General features: G+C 60.4%; 13 protein-coding genes. 9 read left to right on the forward strand and 4 right to left on the reverse strand.

Annotated features, from left to right (window positions below; all coding sequences use genetic code 11):
* Positions 1-5: 5 nt before the first annotated feature.
* The gene (locus tag AC3IT6_RS27000; RefSeq protein ID WP_489353659.1) at positions 6-1,001 is read right to left on the reverse strand and encodes a GlxA family transcriptional regulator; all 996 of its coding nucleotides are present in this window, start codon (positions 999-1,001) and stop codon (positions 6-8) included.
* A gap of 224 nt (positions 1,002-1,225) precedes the next feature.
* Between AC3IT6_RS27000 and AC3IT6_RS27005 the strand changes: the two genes are divergently transcribed.
* The 6 genes from AC3IT6_RS27005 to AC3IT6_RS27030 all read left to right on the forward strand — a co-directional run bounded on the left by AC3IT6_RS27005 (position 1,226) and on the right by AC3IT6_RS27030 (position 6,716).
* A complete protein-coding gene (locus tag AC3IT6_RS27005; RefSeq protein ID WP_489353660.1) occupies positions 1,226-2,170 on the forward strand; it encodes a choline ABC transporter substrate-binding protein in 945 nt (314 codons plus the stop codon).
* A gap of 95 nt (positions 2,171-2,265) precedes the next feature.
* Positions 2,266-3,153 carry a 3-dehydrocarnitine:acetyl-CoA trimethylamine transferase CdhC gene (gene cdhC, locus AC3IT6_RS27010; protein ID WP_150725122.1) on the forward strand — a complete coding sequence of 296 codons (888 nt, stop codon included), beginning with the start codon at positions 2,266-2,268 and terminating at the stop codon, positions 3,151-3,153.
* A 141-nt stretch (positions 3,154-3,294) separates the two neighbouring features.
* Complete coding sequence (locus AC3IT6_RS27015; protein ID WP_095964145.1) at positions 3,295-4,260, forward strand: L-carnitine dehydrogenase; 966 nt, start codon at positions 3,295-3,297, stop codon at positions 4,258-4,260.
* A gap of 136 nt (positions 4,261-4,396) precedes the next feature.
* Positions 4,397-4,873, forward strand: a complete 477-nt coding sequence (locus AC3IT6_RS27020) for a thioesterase family protein (RefSeq protein WP_489353661.1) — start codon at positions 4,397-4,399, stop codon at positions 4,871-4,873.
* Between the two features lie 13 nt (positions 4,874-4,886).
* Complete coding sequence (locus AC3IT6_RS27025; protein ID WP_489353662.1) at positions 4,887-6,050, forward strand: gamma-butyrobetaine dioxygenase; 1,164 nt, start codon at positions 4,887-4,889, stop codon at positions 6,048-6,050.
* A 399-nt stretch (positions 6,051-6,449) separates the two neighbouring features.
* A complete protein-coding gene (locus AC3IT6_RS27030) occupies positions 6,450-6,716 on the forward strand; it encodes a hypothetical protein (protein ID WP_489353663.1) in 267 nt (88 codons plus the stop codon).
* A gap of 96 nt (positions 6,717-6,812) precedes the next feature.
* Here AC3IT6_RS27030 and gbdR read toward each other — a convergent pair whose 3' ends face one another.
* Together gbdR and AC3IT6_RS27040 are read right to left on the reverse strand one after the other, a co-directional pair.
* Complete coding sequence (gbdR, locus tag AC3IT6_RS27035; RefSeq protein ID WP_007975492.1) at positions 6,813-7,916, reverse strand: choline metabolism transcriptional regulator GbdR; 1,104 nt, start codon at positions 7,914-7,916, stop codon at positions 6,813-6,815.
* A 474-nt stretch (positions 7,917-8,390) separates the two neighbouring features.
* A complete protein-coding gene (locus AC3IT6_RS27040; RefSeq protein WP_489353664.1) occupies positions 8,391-9,767 on the reverse strand; it encodes an L-serine ammonia-lyase in 1,377 nt (458 codons plus the stop codon).
* Positions 9,768-10,202: 435 nt separating this feature from the next.
* Here AC3IT6_RS27040 and AC3IT6_RS27045 point away from each other — a divergent pair, with 435 nt between their 5' ends.
* The 3 genes from AC3IT6_RS27045 (at position 10,203) to choV (ending at position 13,234) form a co-directional block, all read left to right on the forward strand.
* Entirely contained in the window at positions 10,203-11,147 is a 945-nt protein-coding gene (locus AC3IT6_RS27045) for a choline ABC transporter substrate-binding protein (protein ID WP_489353665.1), read from the forward strand.
* Between the two features lie 66 nt (positions 11,148-11,213).
* On the forward strand, positions 11,214-12,059 hold the full coding sequence (gene choW, locus AC3IT6_RS27050; RefSeq protein ID WP_102700684.1) for a choline ABC transporter permease subunit: 846 nt from the start codon (positions 11,214-11,216) through the stop codon (positions 12,057-12,059).
* On the forward strand, positions 12,056-13,234 hold the full coding sequence (gene choV, locus AC3IT6_RS27055; RefSeq protein ID WP_489353666.1) for a choline ABC transporter ATP-binding protein: 1,179 nt from the start codon (positions 12,056-12,058) through the stop codon (positions 13,232-13,234). The genes choW and choV overlap by 4 nt, the downstream gene beginning before the upstream one ends.
* Positions 13,235-13,446: 212 nt before the next feature.
* On the opposite strand, the gene AC3IT6_RS27060 is transcribed toward choV, so the two are convergent.
* A complete protein-coding gene (locus tag AC3IT6_RS27060; protein WP_489356686.1) occupies positions 13,447-15,387 on the reverse strand; it encodes a BCCT family transporter in 1,941 nt (646 codons plus the stop codon).
* Positions 15,388-15,714: the final 327 nt, after the last annotated feature.

A 15,714-nucleotide genomic window follows, 5' to 3' on the forward strand; every position in this document is an offset into this window, starting at 1 on the left:
GTGCACTAAATAACGGGTGCCTCTGTAGAAGGGGGTTGCAGCACACCGGCACCTTGCCGACCGCCAACACTGCGCCGATCCTCCCGCGGACAGCGCTCGTACTTCGCCCGATAACTGCGGGTGAAGTACGACGGCGATTCAAATCCGCAGGCAATGCTCACTTCCAGCACGCTCATGTCGGTCTGGCGCAGCAACTGCCGGGCTTTCTCCAGCCTTAATCGCAAGTAGAAATTGCTCGGCGTGTCGTTCAGATGCAGGCGAAACAGGCGCTCCAGCTGTCGCCGCGTCACCTTGATCGATTCCGCCAGTTCCAAAGTGCTCAGCGGCGGTTCGCTGTGCTGCTCCATTTCGCCAATCACATGCACCAGTTTCTTGTTGCTGATGCCATAACGCGTGGCGACTTCCATGCGCTGGTGGTCTTTGCGCGGGCGGATGCGGCCAAGCACGAATTGTTCACTGACCTGGATAGCCAGATCGGGGCCGTGGGCCTGGGCGATCAGATCCAGCATCAGGTCAATGGAAGCGGTGCCGCCGGCGGAAGTGATGCGTCGGCGGTCAATCTCGAACAGCTCCTGGGTGACGCTGAGCTGTGGATAAGACTCCTTGAAGGCGTCGATGGCTTCCCAGTGCAGGGTCAGGCGATGGCCGTCGAGCAAACCCGCCTCGGCGAGGATGAAGCTGCCGGTATCGATGGCGCCGAGGGTCACGCCTTCGTTGTCCAGCCGGCGCAGCCAGTGTTCCAGCGCCGGGGTGGTGAACTTCAGGGGTTCGAAACCGGCGACCACCAGCAGCGTCGCGCCTTTTTTCAACGGTTCCAGCGCCGCATCGGCGTTGACCGACATGCCGTTACTGGCCAGCACCGCCCCGCCATCCGCGCTCAGCACATGCCAGCGATACAGCTCGCCGCGAAAACGATTGGCGACCCGCAACGGCTCGATGGCCGAGATAAACCCGATGGCCGAGAAACCCGGCATCAACAAGAAGTAGAAATCCTGGGACATGGAGCGCACTCGCTTAGCAGGTAACAGGAGGCCAGGTAACGAGAGGGCGGGCAGCGTAGGGATGTTGATACGCCAGTTGCGAGCGGCATTCAAGAGCACAGGTCGCTGCAGTGCAAGAGCTGGTCGCCGCAGTGCGCTTTCATCGGTGCTTTGCTGCGTAACTTGGCATCACCGGCGCACCAGACACCGGAACTCACAATAAACGAACTGCCGAGGAACCTGAGATGAAACGACTGATCAGCAGCTGTGTTCTTGCACTCAGTGGTACCGCTTTGCTGAGCGCCAGTGTCATGGCCGCCGAACCCGCCGCGTGCCAGAACGTGCGCATGGGTGTAGTGAATTGGACCGACGTGATCGCCACCAGTGCCATGACCCAGGTATTGCTCGATGGCCTCGGCTACAACACCAAACAAACCAGCGCCTCCCAGCAAATCATCTTCGCCGGGATCCGCGACCAGCGTCTGGATCTGTTCCTCGGCTACTGGAACCCGCTGATGACCCAGACCATCACCCCGTTCGTCGATGCCAAACAGGTCAAGGTGCTTGAAGCGCCAAGCCTGCAGGACGCCCGCGCGACCCTCGCCGTGCCGACCTACCTCGCCGACAAGGGCCTGAAAACCTTCGCTGACATCGCCAAATTCGAAAAAGAACTGGGCGGCAAGATCTACGGCATCGAGCCTGGCTCGGGCGCCAACACCCAGATCAAGGCGATGATCTCCAAGAACCAGTTCGGCCTCGGCAAGTTCCAGCTGGTCGAATCCAGCGAAGCCGGCATGCTCGCCGCCGTGGATCGCGCCGTACGTCGCAACGAAGCCGTGGTGTTCTTCGGCTGGGCGCCGCACCCGATGAACGTCAACGTGAAAATGACCTACCTCACCGGTAGTGAAAACGCCCTTGGCCCGGATGAAGGCAAGGCCACGGTATGGACCGTCACATCGCCGACATACGCCGAACAATGCCCGAACATCGGCCGCCTGCTGGCCAACCTGACCTTCACCGCCGAAGACGAGAGCCGGATGATGCAGCCGCTGCTGGATCACAAGGACGCTTTCGAGTCGGCCAAGCAATGGATCAAGGATCACCCGCAGGACAAAAAACGCTGGCTTGAAGGGGTCACCACCTTCGATGGCAAACCGGCCGCTGAAAACCTGAAACTGACCAGTAAATAAACCCGAACGAACCACCGAGTCGCAGCCCCGACGGGCTGCGAACGGGATCACTACGCCTGGCCAAAACCAAAAACCCGCCTGTAAGGAACCGCCTCATGAACCACGACGTCATCATCACCTGCGCACTCACCGGTGCTGGCGACACGACCAGCAAGAGCCCACACGTGCCGGTCACCCCGAAGCAAATCGCCGCTGCCGCCGTGGAAGCCGCCAAGGCCGGTGCCACCGTGGTTCATTGCCATGTGCGCGACCCGCAAACCGGCAAGTTCAGCCGTGACGTGGCGCTGTACCGCGAAGTGATGGAGCGCATCCGCGAGGCGGACGTGGACATCATCGTCAACCTCACCGCCGGCATGGGCGGCGACCTGGAGATCGGTGCCGGCGAGAACCCGATGGAGTTCGGCCCGAATACCGACCTGGTCGGCCCGTTGACCCGCCTGGCCCACGTCGAAGAACTGCTGCCGGAAATCTGCACCCTCGACTGCGGCACCCTGAACTTCGGCGACGGCGACACCATTTACGTCTCTACCCCGGCCCAGCTGCGCGCTGGCGCCAAACGCATCCAGGAACTGGGCGTGAAAGCCGAGCTGGAAATCTTCGACACCGGCCACCTGTGGTTCGCCAAGCAGATGATCAAGGAAGGCCTGCTCGATAATCCGCTATTCCAGCTGTGCCTGGGCATCCCTTGGGGCGCGCCGGCGGACACCACCACCATGAAAGCCATGGTCGACAATCTGCCGGCCGACGCGGTTTGGGCCGGCTTCGGTATCGGTCGCATGCAGATGCCGATGGCGGCGCAAGCGGTGTTGCTCGGCGGCAACGTGCGGGTCGGGCTGGAAGACAACCTGTGGCTGGACAAGGGCGTGCTGGCAACCAACGGCCAACTGGTCGAGCGCGCCGGCGAAATCCTCAGCCGCCTCGGTGCCCGCGTCCTGACCCCGGCTGAAGGTCGGGCAAAAATGGGCCTGACCAAGCGCGGCTAATCAAACCTACGCATACCCCTGTGGGAGCGGGCTTGCTCGCGAAGAGGCCGGTACATCCGGCACATCTTCAGCGGTAGAACCACCGCTTTCGCGAGCAAGCCCGCTCCCACAAGGGATCACCGAACTCTTCAGGAAATTGCCATGAGCTTTATCACCGAAATCAAAACCTTCGCAGCGTTGGGCAGCGGTGTCATCGGCAGCGGTTGGGTGTCCCGCGCCCTCGCCCATGGCCTGGATGTAGTGGCCTGGGACCCGGCACCCGGCGCTGAAGCCGCCCTGCGCAAACGCGTTGCCAATGCCTGGGGCGCGTTGGAGAAACAAGGCCTGGCGCCCGGTGCATCGCAGGATCGCCTACGCTTTGTCGCGACCATCGAAGAGTGCGTGCGCGATGCCGATTTCATCCAGGAGAGCGCCCCGGAACGGCTGGAGCTGAAACTGGACCTGCACAGCAAAATCAGCGCGGCGGCCAAGCCCAATGCATTGATCGGTTCCAGCACCTCTGGCCTGCTGCCGAGCGAGTTCTACGAGAGTGCCACGCACCCGGAACGTTGCGTGGTCGGTCACCCGTTCAACCCGGTTTACCTGCTGCCGTTGGTGGAAGTGGTCGGCGGCAAAAACACTGCCCCTGAAGCGGTGCAAGCGGCGATGAAGGTCTATGAATCCCTGGGTATGCGCCCGCTGCACGTGCGCAAGGAAGTACCGGGTTTCATCGCCGACCGTCTGCTCGAAGCGCTTTGGCGTGAGGCGCTGCACCTGGTCAACGACGGTGTGGCTACCACCGGCGAAATCGACGATGCAATCCGCTTCGGCGCAGGCTTGCGCTGGTCGTTCATGGGCACGTTCCTGACCTACACCCTGGCCGGAGGCGATGCCGGCATGCGCCACTTCATGGCCCAGTTCGGCCCGGCGTTGCAATTGCCGTGGACCTACCTGCCGGCGCCGGAGCTGACCGATAAACTGATCGACGACGTGGTCGATGGCACCAGCGATCAACTGGGCAAACACAGCATTTCGGCGCTGGAGCGCTATCGTGATGACTGCCTGCTGGCGGTGCTGGAGGCGGTGAAGACCACCAAAGAGAAGCATGGGATGGCTTTCAGCGAGTAACCCCCAGGCTTGGGGCCAGCAGCACTGGCCTCTTCGCGAGCAAGCCCGCTCCCACATTGGAATGCATTCCCCCTGTGGGAGCGGGCTTGCTCGCGAAAGCGGCAGTCCAGTCACCTAACTTCTTGGATCAGTCATCATGCCCACCCTCACCACCTACCAAACCACCATCATCCCCGACTGGGTCGACTACAACGGCCACCTGCGCGACGCCTTCTACCTGCTGATTTTCAGCTACGCCACCGATGCCCTGATGGATCGCTTGGACCTGGACAGCAACAGCCGCGAGGCCAGCGGTAACTCGCTGTTCACCCTCGAACTGCACCTGAACTACCTGCACGAAGTGAAGCTCGACGCCCAGGTCGAAGTGCACACCCAAATCATCGCCCACGACAGCAAGCGCGTGCACCTCTATCACAGCCTGCACCTGGTCGGTGATGCCCGGGAACTTGCTGGCAACGAACAGATGCTGCTGCACGTGGATCTCGCCGGGCCGCGTTCGGCGCCGTTCAGCGAACTGTCCTTGAGCCGGCTGCAAGCCATCGTCGCCGAACAGGCGGACCTGCCAGCGCCCGAGTACATTGGCCGAGTGATCGCATTACCCCCAAAAAAATAACAAGGAGATCGCCATGAACACCGCCGCTGCATTTGCCGACTTTCGTACCTATCCGTTGATCAGCGCGCTGACTGGCGTGCAGACCCTGGCGGACAGTGTTCTGGTGAAGTGGGCCGACGATCGCGTCAGCCCTTTCCACCATCAATGGCTACGGGATAACTGCCCGTGCCCGCAGTGCGTCTACACCGTGACCCGCGAGCAATTGTTGGAAATCGTCGATGTGGCTCAAGACCTGATACCCGATAACGCCCGTATAGACAGCGATGGCTGCCTGGTGGTGAATTGGCAGGACGGCCACAGCAGCCGCTTCGACCCCGGCTGGCTGCGCGCCCACGCCTATGACGACGAATCCCGCGCCGAACGCCAGGCGCGCAAGCCGAAAGCCAGGCTCTGGCACAGTGATTTGCATTTGCCGGTGTTCGAGTATCAAGCGCTGATGAACGACTCCGGCGCCTTGTTGCATTGGCTGTTGGCGGTACGGGATGTCGGACTGACCCAGGTCCGTGGCGTGCCCACCGAACCTGGTTCTCTGAAGCTGATCGCCCAACGCATTTCCTTCATCCGCGAGAGCAATTTCGGCGTGCTGTTCAACGTGCAATCCAAGGCCGACGCCGACAGCAACGCCTACACCGCCTTCAACCTGCCGCTGCACAGCGATTTGCCGACCCGGGAGTTGCAACCGGGGCTGCAATTTTTGCATTGCCTGGTCAATGACGCCGAGGGTGGCGAGAGCGTTTTTGTCGACGGTTTTGCCATTGCCGACGCCTTGCGCCGGGAAGATCCGGAAGCTTTCAAAAGCCTCTGCGAAATCCCCGTGGAGTTTCGCAACAAGGACCGTCACAGCGACTACCGCTGCCTTGCACCGATCATCGCCCTGGATGCCTTGGGGCAGGTGTCGGAAATCCGCATGGCGAACTTTCTGCGCGGGCCGTTCGATGCCTCGGCGGAGCAAATGCCCAAGCTATATCAGGCCTACCGGCGCTTTATCGCGATGACCCGCGAGCCTCGATTCAGGTTGATGCAGCGGCTCAATCCCGGGGAGCTGTGGTGCTTCGACAACCGCCGCACCCTGCATGCCCGCAACGCCTTCGACCCCGCCACCGGGGCGCGGCACTTCCAGGGCTGCTATGTGGACCGGGATGAGCTGTTGTCGCGCATCCTCGTACTACAACGTTAAACCGTGCCATCGTTCTTCGTCGGAACGCCGCCCGGAGCAAGCCCGCTCCCACATTCGATCGCACTCCTCTGGGAGAACTCGGTCAACTGTGGGAGCGGGCTTGCTCGCGAAGGCGGTATATCGATCAACACAAAACCCACTGAATCACAGACAAAAAAAACCCCGATCAAGCCGTGACAGGATCGAGGCAGAGGGTACTGTTGAGGAGCTGCCGTGCGAGGGTGACCAAACCTTCGTGAAGCGAGCTGAGGCCAGTGTGCCCACTCCCCCGCGAACCAGGTTAGCCGAAAACGACATGTTCATAACCAATTGAGCCATTGCGACAATTCGCCCTTGCCGACACCCGCCCCCCCTACCAGAATCGAACCACGACACCGTTCCCTGAAGAAGGATTGCGTCATGATGCACGCCGATTTGATAGACCAGGAAGACCTGTTGGGCCAGCTCAAGTCGTTGGGGTTCAACGTGCCCAGTGGAGCCACCGCCGAGCAGGCTTGCGAGTGCGTGGTAAGGGGCTTGGACGATGCCCGGGCGTATGAACTTCGCAAGATGGTCAAGGAGATGTACACCAGCAGCGCGACGATCCTGCCGGCAGTGCGCCAGGCCATCGACAAACAATTGCTGCCGGCGTTGTCGGAGTACCAGCAAAACCACACCGCCCGATAAAACCCCTTCGCGAGCAGGCTCGCTCCCACATTGGTTCTGTGAACAACACAGATCCAATGTGGGAGCGAGCCTGCTCGCGAATGAAGTCGACCCGGTTTAGAGCCTTACACTGGCAAACGTCGACTCATTGCGCGCCTGGCTCAGCGCCGACAACGGCCCGGACAACGGCGACAGCACCAACGCTTGCGGCAAAGGCATCATCGCCACTTGCTGGGTGGTGTTTGACCCTACGCGCTCGTCACGCGGCGGAATGCCGAAGTATTCGCGGTAGCACTTGGAGAAGTGCGGCGTGGACACGAAGCCACAGACCGACGCCACTTCGATGATCGACATCGGCGTTTGCTTGAGCAGCTGGCGCGCGCGGATCAGGCGCAGCTTGAGGTAATAACGCGACGGCGAGCAGTGCAGGTATTTCTGGAACAACCGCTCGAGCTGACGACGGGACACCGCGACATACACCGCCAGTTCGTCCAGGTCGATCGGCTCTTCGAGATTGGCTTCCATCAACGCGACGATTTCCTGCAACTTCGGCTGGTTGGTGCCGAGCATGTGCTTGAGCGGCACACGCTGGTGATCCTGCTCGTTGCGGATGCGCTCGTAGACGAACATTTCCGAAATGGCTGCCGACAGCTCACGGCCGTGATCGCGGCTGATCAAGTGCAGCATCATGTCCAGCGGCGCGGTGCCGCCGGAGCTGGTGAAACGGTTACGGTCGAGGGTGAACAAGCGGGTGCTCATCGCTACACGGGGGAAAGCTTCCTGCATGGCCGCCAGGCATTCCCAGTGCACGCTGCAATCAAAACCGTCGAGCAGGCCGGCGCAGGCCAGGGCCCAGCTGCCGGTGCACACCGCGCCGAGGCGGCGGGACTGGCGGGCCTGGCTTTGCAGCCATGACACGTGTTCGCGGGTAACAGTGCGCTGGATGCCGATGCCGCCACAGACGATGACGGTGTCCATTGGCGGGGCTTTGTGCATGGAGGCGTCGGGGGTGATCTGCAGGCCGTCACTGGCCCAGACCTGGCCGCCATCGACGGTGAGGGTGGTCCAGCGATACAGCTCGCGACCGGACAACTGGTTGGCCATGCGCAGGGGTTCCACTGCGGAGGCCAGAGAAATCAGCGTGAAATTGTCCAGCAGCAGAAAGCCGATGGATTGAGGCGCACGGTTCTGGGGTTGGGCCCCGGAGTTGAACGTCGTCATCGCGGTATCTCCTCACACAAAGCGGGTGATGGCCTCAGGCGGAGGCTCTTTTTATTGCCATCGTTCTCGCGTGGGAGACGGGCTTTGTAATGACAGAGCAATTGCCATGCCTAAATTTGAATGCGCGTTCAATAACTCCTAAAAACGACGTCGGAATGTGTCTATATATGTCTTGCAAGGCAGGGGGATTTAAATGGCCATCAGGACTGGCAAGCGCCCCGATCCACAAGCTGTGAGCAATTCGGTAGCACTTGTGGGAACGGCGTTGCGCCGCGATGGAAAGGAGTGTCACCGCAGGCACGGGTGACAGGCGGTCGAAGGCCGGTTGGCCCTCGATCAGTGGCAAGCCGATTTATCTGTGAGCGACGCGCTAAAAGGTGGCGCGTTTTCGAGCGGGTGTTCACTTAGCGCGCAGTTTTGACTGATCTGGCCCCTTCGACTTGCTCGCGAAGAATGCGACTCGGTACTACTGACTCAACACTCCACCGCACTCACCGCCAACCCACCCCGCGATGTCTCCTTGTATTTGTCATGCATGTCGGCACCGGTATCGCGCATGGTGCGGATCACCCGATCCAGCGAAATGAAGTGCTGGCCATCACCGCGCAATGCCATTTGTGCGGCGTTGATCGCCTTCACCGCAGCAATCGCGTTGCGCTCGATGCACGGCACCTGGACCAGCCCACCCACCGGGTCGCAGGTCAGGCCGAGGTTGTGCTCCAGACCGATCTCCGCCGCGTTGCACAGTTGCTCTGGCGTGGCGCCAAGAATTTCCGCCAGCCCCGCCGCCGCCATGGCGCAGGCCGAACCGACTTCGCCCTGGCAGCCGACTTCGGCACCGGAGATCGAGGCGTTCTTCTTGCACAGGATTCCCACCGCCGCCGCGCTGAGGAAATAGTCGACGACATTGGCGTCGGTCACGGCCTCGCTGAATTTCATGAAGTAGTGCAGTACCGCCGGAATGATCCCCGCCGCGCCGTTGGTCGGTGCCGTGACCATGCGCCCACCGGCGGCGTTTTCTTCGTTGACCGCCAGGGCGAACAGGTTGACCCATTCCATGGCGCTCAAGGTCGAGCCGATCACGTTGGGTTTGTTCAGTTCCTGCAGGCTGCGATGCAGCTTGGCCGCACGGCGGCGCACGTTCAGCCCGCCGGGCAGGATGCCTTCGTGTTTAAGGCCTTGTTCGACGCAATCCTGCATGGCGCGCCAGAGCTTCATCAGGCCGCTGCGGATTTCGTCCTCGCTACGCCACACCCTCTCGTTAGCCATCATTAATTCAGCTACGCGCAGATTGTGCTTTTTACACAGCTCCAGCAGCTCGGCCGCACTGGAAAAGTCATAAGGCAACACAGTGCGGTCGAGGTCGACGACACCGCTGGAGGCCTGCGCCTCATCGACGACAAAACCGCCGCCGATCGAATAGTAGGTGTCGCGATGCAACTCGCCGTCATCACCCTCGACAATCAAGGTCATGGCGTTGGGATGGAATGGCAGGTTCTCGTCGATCAGGCGCATGTCCTGGGCCCAGATGAAGGGCACCGGCAAGCGACTGTCGAGCAGCAACGTATCGGTCTCGCGCAGGGTGGCGATACGAATGCCGATTTGCGACGGATCGATCGCATCCGGCCACTCGCCCATCAGGCCCATGATCACGGCATTGTCGCTGCCGTGGCCGATACCGGTGGCCGACAACGAGCCGAACAGCTGGACTTCGACACGCCGCACCTGCTCAAGCAGCCCGCGCTCACGCAGGCCCTGCACAAACAACGCCGCCGCCCGCATGGGCCCCACGGTGTGTGAACTGGAAGGGCCGATGCCGATTTTGAACAGGTCGAAAACACTGATAGCCATTACTGCCGAACTCCTGGATGGGCCCACTGCGCACGCAAAAGCGCACGGTGACGGAGCTGCTACGCTCAAGCTGCAATCCGCCGAGATGACCGCATCATCAAGCTTTTATCCAGTTGTTCGACGTCTCTAACCGACGCACTCATGCCCACCAGCGCCGCGTGTCTTTTACGCCGTGTTTTCGCCGTTTTTTTGCGGTTCAGAGGGAGAAATCGGGCTGAAAAAATCTGTAAACGACGTCACCGACACTGGATGCGACCATCCCTGTACTGGATACGACGCACCCTGTAGGCGTCAGATTTTCACTGGTACATGATCATATCGACTCGATTGCAAGGCGCCGCGGTAGAGCTGTCTCCAGAACGCCATCCAACCGCAACCTATAAGTGCGGTGGTCCAGTCGGAACACTGCCAAAAAAAACACCAAGGAGTCCATCCATGAAAGGTTCCCCGTCGTTGTTGTTGGCCGCCATGCTTAGTCTGCCGGTTCTGGCGCAAGCCGCAGAACCGGCGCAGTGCAATACCGTAAACTTCTCCGATGTCGGCTGGACCGACATCACCGCGACTACCGCGACCACCAGCGTCGTGCTCAACGCCCTCGGCTACAAGACCAAGACCACCATGATTTCCGTGCCCGTGACCTACAAGTCCCTGGCCGACGGCAAGAACATGGACGTGTTCCTGGGCAACTGGATGCCGACCATGGAAAACGACATCAAGGCCTACCGCGATGCCGGCACCGTGGAGACCGTGCGCACCAACCTCAAGGGCGCCAAGTACACCCTCGCCGTCCCTCAGGCGCTGTACGACAAGGGCCTGCATGACTTCGCCGATATCGCCAAATTCAAGAAAGAGCTCGACGGCAAGATCTACGGCATCGAGCCGGGCAACGACGGCAATCGCCTGATCCAGAGCATGATCGACAAGGATGCCTTCGGCCTGAAGACTGCCGGTTTCAAAGTCGTCGAATCCTCCGAGGCCGGCATGCTGTCGCAGGTCGACCGTGCACAGAAACGCGACACCGCCGTGGTATTCCTCGGCTGGGCGCCGCACCCGATGAACAAGCGCTTCAAGATTCAATACCTGACCGGTGGTGATGACTTCTTCGGCCCGGACTTCGGTGCCGCCACCGTGGCGACCAACACCCGCAAGGGTTATGCACAGGAGTGCAGCAACGTTGGCCAGTTGCTGAAGAACCTGGAGTTCACCGTCGACATGGAAAGCGAACTGATGGGCAACATCCTGGACGACAAGATGAAGCCTGACGCGGCCGCCAAGGCCTGGCTGAAAAAGAATCCACAGGTGCTCGATACCTGGCTCGCTGGCGTGACCACCATTGACGGTAAACCTGGCCTGGAGGCCGTGAAAGCCAAACTGCAGTAATCGTTTATGCCGGGCAGGTTCGCCTGCCCGGGCTGTTTATTTCCTTGCATGCGGACGTTCACTACCATGCTGATTGATCAGAAAATACCCTTAGGCCAGTACATCGCAGGCTTCGTTGAATGGTTGACGCAACACGGCGCCAACACCTTCGACGCCATCGCCGTGACACTGGAAACGATGATCCACGGCGTGACGTTTGCGCTGACCTGGTTCAACCCGCTGGCATTGATCGGCCTGATCGCACTACTGGCACACTTCATTCAACGCAAATGGGGCCTGACCGCATTTGTCGTTGCCTCCTTTCTGCTGATCCTCAATCTGGGGTACTGGCAGGAAACCATGGAAACCCTCGCCCAGGTGCTGTTCGCCACCCTGGTCTGCGTGCTCATCGGTGTGCCATTGGGCATCGTCGCCGCGCACAAGCCGATGTTCTATACTGTAATGCGTCCGGTACTCGATCTGATGCAGACCGTACCGACCTTCGTGTACCTCATTCCTACCCTCACCCTCTTCGGGCTGGGTGTGGTCCCGGGCCTGATCTCCACGGTGGTGTTCGCGATTGCCGCGCCTATCCGCCTGACTTACCTGGGTATCCGCGATGTTCCGGAAGAATTGATGGACGCCGGCAAGGCCTTTGGCTGCTCGCGACGTCAGCTGCTCTCGCGAATCGAACTGCCCCACGCCATGCCAAGCATCGCGGCCGGTATCACCCAGTGCATCATGCTGTCCCTTTCGATGGTGGTGATTGCGGCACTGGTGGGCGCCGATGGCCTGGGCAAACCGGTGGTCAACGCACTGAACACTGCTGATATCGCCTTGGGCTTCGAAGCAGGCCTGGCGATCGTACTGCTGGCGATCATGCTCGACCGTATCTGCAAACAACCCGACGCCAAAGTAGGGGGTGACGCATGAGCATTATTCGCTTCGAGAACGTTGACGTTATCTTCTCCAAGGATCCACGCGAGGCGCTCAAGCTGCTGGATCAAGGCATGACCCGTAACGAGATCCTGAAAAAGACCGGGCAGATCGTGGGGGTCGAAAAGGCCAGCCTGGATGTCGAAAAAGGTGAAATCTGCGTACTGATGGGCCTGTCCGGCTCCGGCAAGTCCAGCCTGCTGCGCTGCATCAACGGCCTCAACACCGTCAGCCGCGGCAAGCTGTTCGTCGAGCACGAAGGCAAGCAGATCGACATTGCCTCGTGCACGCCGGCAGAACTGAAAATGATGCGCACCAAGCGCATCGCGATGGTGTTCCAGAAGTTCGCCCTGATGCCCTGGTTGACCGTTCGCGAAAACATCAGCTTCGGCCTGGAGATGCAGGGTCGCCCCGAGAAAGAACGGCGCAAACTGGTGGACGACAAGCTTGAGCTGGTGGGCCTGACCCAGTGGCGCAACAAGAAACCCAACGAGCTGTCCGGTGGTATGCAACAGCGCGTGGGCCTGGCTCGCGCACTGGCGATGGACGCCGACATTCTGCTGATGGACGAACCGTTCTCGGCACTCGACCCGCTGATCCGCCAGGGTCTGCAAGACGAACTGCTGGAACTGCAACGCAAGTTGCACAAGACCATCGTCTTCGTCAGCCACGACCTTGATGAAGCGCTGAAACTCGGCAGCCGTATCGCGATCATGAAAGACGGCCGGATCATTCAGTACAGCAAACCGGAAGAAATCGTCCTCAACCCGGCGGACGACTACGTGCGGACCTTCGTAGCCCACACCAACCCGCTGAACGTGCTGTGCGGCCGCAGCCTGATGCGCACCCTGGACAACTGCAAACGCATCAACGGTTCGGTATGCCTCGATCCGGGCGGCGATTCGTGGCTGGACCTGGCTGAAGGCAACACCATCAAAGGCGCACGCAAGAACGGTTCGAACATGGACCTGCAGAACTGGATGCCGGGGCAAGCCGTCGAAGGCCTGGAACGCAAGCCGACTCTGGTGGACTCCAGCATCGGCATGCGCGACGCGTTGCAGATTCGTTATCAGACCGGCAACAAGCTGGTGCTGCACGACAACAACAAGGTGGTGGGGATCCTTGGCGACAGCGAGCTGTATCACGCACTGCTCGGCAAGAACCTGGGGTAAGGCAACAGATGCAAAAACGCCGCGAGAGATCGCGGCGTTTTTGTTTATGGGATATCGGGTAATGCAGCTTTGATGCTGATGACCCCTTCGCGAGCAAGCCCGCTCCCACAGGGGAATGCATTCCAAATGTGGGAGCGGCGGTGCGACGATTCGACTTGCTCGCGAAGAATGCGACGCGGTGCTTCAGACAGAAACACCGCGCCACTCACAACTCAGCTATAAACCCGGCCAAGGAGCTGCCGATGGCTTTCAAACTGATCGAGCACGTCACGGGTTATCTGATCCTGGGTGAAGCCCATCAAGTCGTAGTCCTGGCTGCCGTTGTGCAGGTACACCTCGGCACGATAGAAACGCTGACGCGCTTCATCGACCTGCGCCGACTCGGTCGGCGTGGCCAGATAGCCGTCCAGGCTCACTTCGTAGACGAAAGGGTTGCCCTCTTCCATCTCCACCCGTACGCCCATGCAGCGCTTGGACTTACCCAACAGTGTCTGCACTTGCAGACCTTGAGCACGCATTTGCGCCGTCGCATCCTCCAGCGCCGGACTCACGTGCTTGTCCATGAAGCGCTGCACCACCGACTGGCTCGGTTGCAGGTCCAGTTGGGTCAAGCGCTCGCTGAAACCACGGCGACCGCGTGCCGCCAGTTCCGCTTGCTCCTGTTCGATCTGCACGTCCTGGCGCATGGCCTTGTGCAAGCCGAACATGAAGAACACCAGCACCACCGAGAACGGCAGACCGGCCAGCACCACCATGGTTTGCATGGCTTCGAAGTTGCCGGCGAACAGCAGACCGATGGTCACCAGGGTGATCACCGCCGACCAGAAAATCCGCAGCCAGTGCGGCGCGTCTTCGTCGACGTTGCCGCCCTTGCACGAAAGGTTGGCCATCATCACCGCGCCGGAGTCCGCCGGGGTCAGGAACAGCACGAAACCGACAAAGATCGACACGCCGATCACAACCTTCGACGCCGGGTAATGCTCAAGCAACTGGTAGATCGCCATGGACGGCTGTTCCAGCGCCGTCTTCCCGAGTTCCACCGCCCCATGGTTCATCACCAGGTCCAAAGCCGAGTTACCGAAGATCGACAGCCACGCCAGGGTGAAACCCAGCGGAATCAGCAGCACGCCGGCTACCAGTTCGCGCACGCTGCGACCACGGGAAATACGCGCGATGAACATGCCCACGAATGGCGCCCAGGAAATCCACCAGGCCCAGTAGAACAGGGTCCACAGGCCCAACCAGCGGTCAGACTTCTCACTGTCGCCTTCGTATACATACAGATCGAAAGTCTTCAGCACCACGCCGTTCAGGTAGTCACCGACGTTCTGTACGAAGCCGTTGAGCAGGTGCAAGGTCGGGCCGAACAACAGGACGAAAATCAGCAGGCCGCTGAACAGCACGATGTTGAGGTTGGACAGGCGACGGATGCCGTTTTCCACGCCCGACACAGCGGCGATGGTCGCCACGGTGCTCATCACGATGATCACGATCAGCAGGTTGGTGTTGCTGTGTTCCATGCCGAACAGGTTTTCCAGCCCCGACGACACTTGCAGCGAACCGATTCCCAGGTTAGTCACCAGCCCCAGCAGGGTCACGAACATGCCGAAGCCGTCTACCGCATGCCCGGCCGCGCCCTTGACCCAACGCTCGCCCACCAGCGGATACAACGCCGAACGCAACGCCAGCGGTTGGTTATGACGGTAAGCAAAGTAGGCAACGGCCAGACCGACCAGCGCGTAAATCGCCCAGCCGTGCAGTCCCCAGTGCAGGAACGTCAGCTGAACCGCCTGACGGGCGGCAAGGTTGCTACCGGCCACGCCTTCCGGCGGATTGAAGTAGTGGTCCAGCGGCTCGGACGCGCCGAAGTACAGCAGCGAGATGCCGATACCCGACGAGAACAGCATCCCCGCCCAGGCGCCGTAGCTGAAGTCCGGGGTGTCGTCCTTGCTGCCCAGTTTCAATTTGCCATAGGACGAAAACGCCAGGCCGACGACGAAAATCAGGTAGGCGGCAATCACCACCATGTAGTACCAGCCGAAGCTGCGGGACAACCAGGCTTGCGCCATACCCAGCATTCTGCCGGCCTCTTGCGGGGCAATGATCAGAATGGCGGTCAACAACAGAATCAACGCGGTAGAGGTGTAGAACACCCAACCGTTGACCGTCACCTTCTCGGGTGGGGTCTTTATTAGCGAGGCAGAACTCATGGCACAGATGCTCCGGGCAGTGCGAGAGAAGAACGCAAGACAAACGGGTTACCCGGCCAATCGGTTAGTGGGCAGCCGACCGGCGGGTGATATAAAGACAGCCCGAAAAAAGCCCGAAACCCCTGGAGCGCCGCAGCGCGTAGGTTTCGAGCAGTTTCGGAAGTCGTTTTTTCCGCCGCTACATGTAGGAAAAATCTGTAGGCAGCGACGATTTGTCGCAGATCTTATTCTTTGTTGATTGAACGTTCAATCAAAACAAAATAGACTGGC

It is taken from the genome of Pseudomonas sp. KH_017, assembly GCF_057840285.1.

Excerpts from the sequence above, each read along its gene's own strand:
- AC3IT6_RS27005 (WP_489353660.1), top strand. The coding sequence starts at position 1,226 with ATGAAACGACTGATCAGCAGCTGTGTTCTTGCACTCAGTGGTACCGCT.
- AC3IT6_RS27015 (WP_095964145.1), top strand. The coding sequence starts at position 3,295 with ATGAGCTTTATCACCGAAATCAAAACCTTCGCAGCGTTGGGCAGCGGT.
- AC3IT6_RS27030 (WP_489353663.1), top strand. The coding sequence starts at position 6,450 with ATGATGCACGCCGATTTGATAGACCAGGAAGACCTGTTGGGCCAGCTC.
- AC3IT6_RS27020 (WP_489353661.1), top strand. The coding sequence starts at position 4,397 with ATGCCCACCCTCACCACCTACCAAACCACCATCATCCCCGACTGGGTC.
- AC3IT6_RS27040 (WP_489353664.1), bottom strand. The coding sequence starts at position 9,767 with ATGGCTATCAGTGTTTTCGACCTGTTCAAAATCGGCATCGGCCCTTCC.
- gbdR (WP_007975492.1), bottom strand. The coding sequence starts at position 7,916 with ATGACGACGTTCAACTCCGGGGCCCAACCCCAGAACCGTGCGCCTCAA.
- AC3IT6_RS27025 (WP_489353662.1), top strand. The coding sequence starts at position 4,887 with ATGAACACCGCCGCTGCATTTGCCGACTTTCGTACCTATCCGTTGATC.
- cdhC (WP_150725122.1), top strand. The coding sequence starts at position 2,266 with ATGAACCACGACGTCATCATCACCTGCGCACTCACCGGTGCTGGCGAC.
- AC3IT6_RS27000 (WP_489353659.1), bottom strand. The coding sequence starts at position 1,001 with ATGTCCCAGGATTTCTACTTCTTGTTGATGCCGGGTTTCTCGGCCATC.
- choV (WP_489353666.1), top strand. The coding sequence starts at position 12,056 with ATGAGCATTATTCGCTTCGAGAACGTTGACGTTATCTTCTCCAAGGAT.
- AC3IT6_RS27045 (WP_489353665.1), top strand. The coding sequence starts at position 10,203 with ATGAAAGGTTCCCCGTCGTTGTTGTTGGCCGCCATGCTTAGTCTGCCG.
- choW (WP_102700684.1), top strand. The coding sequence starts at position 11,214 with ATGCTGATTGATCAGAAAATACCCTTAGGCCAGTACATCGCAGGCTTC.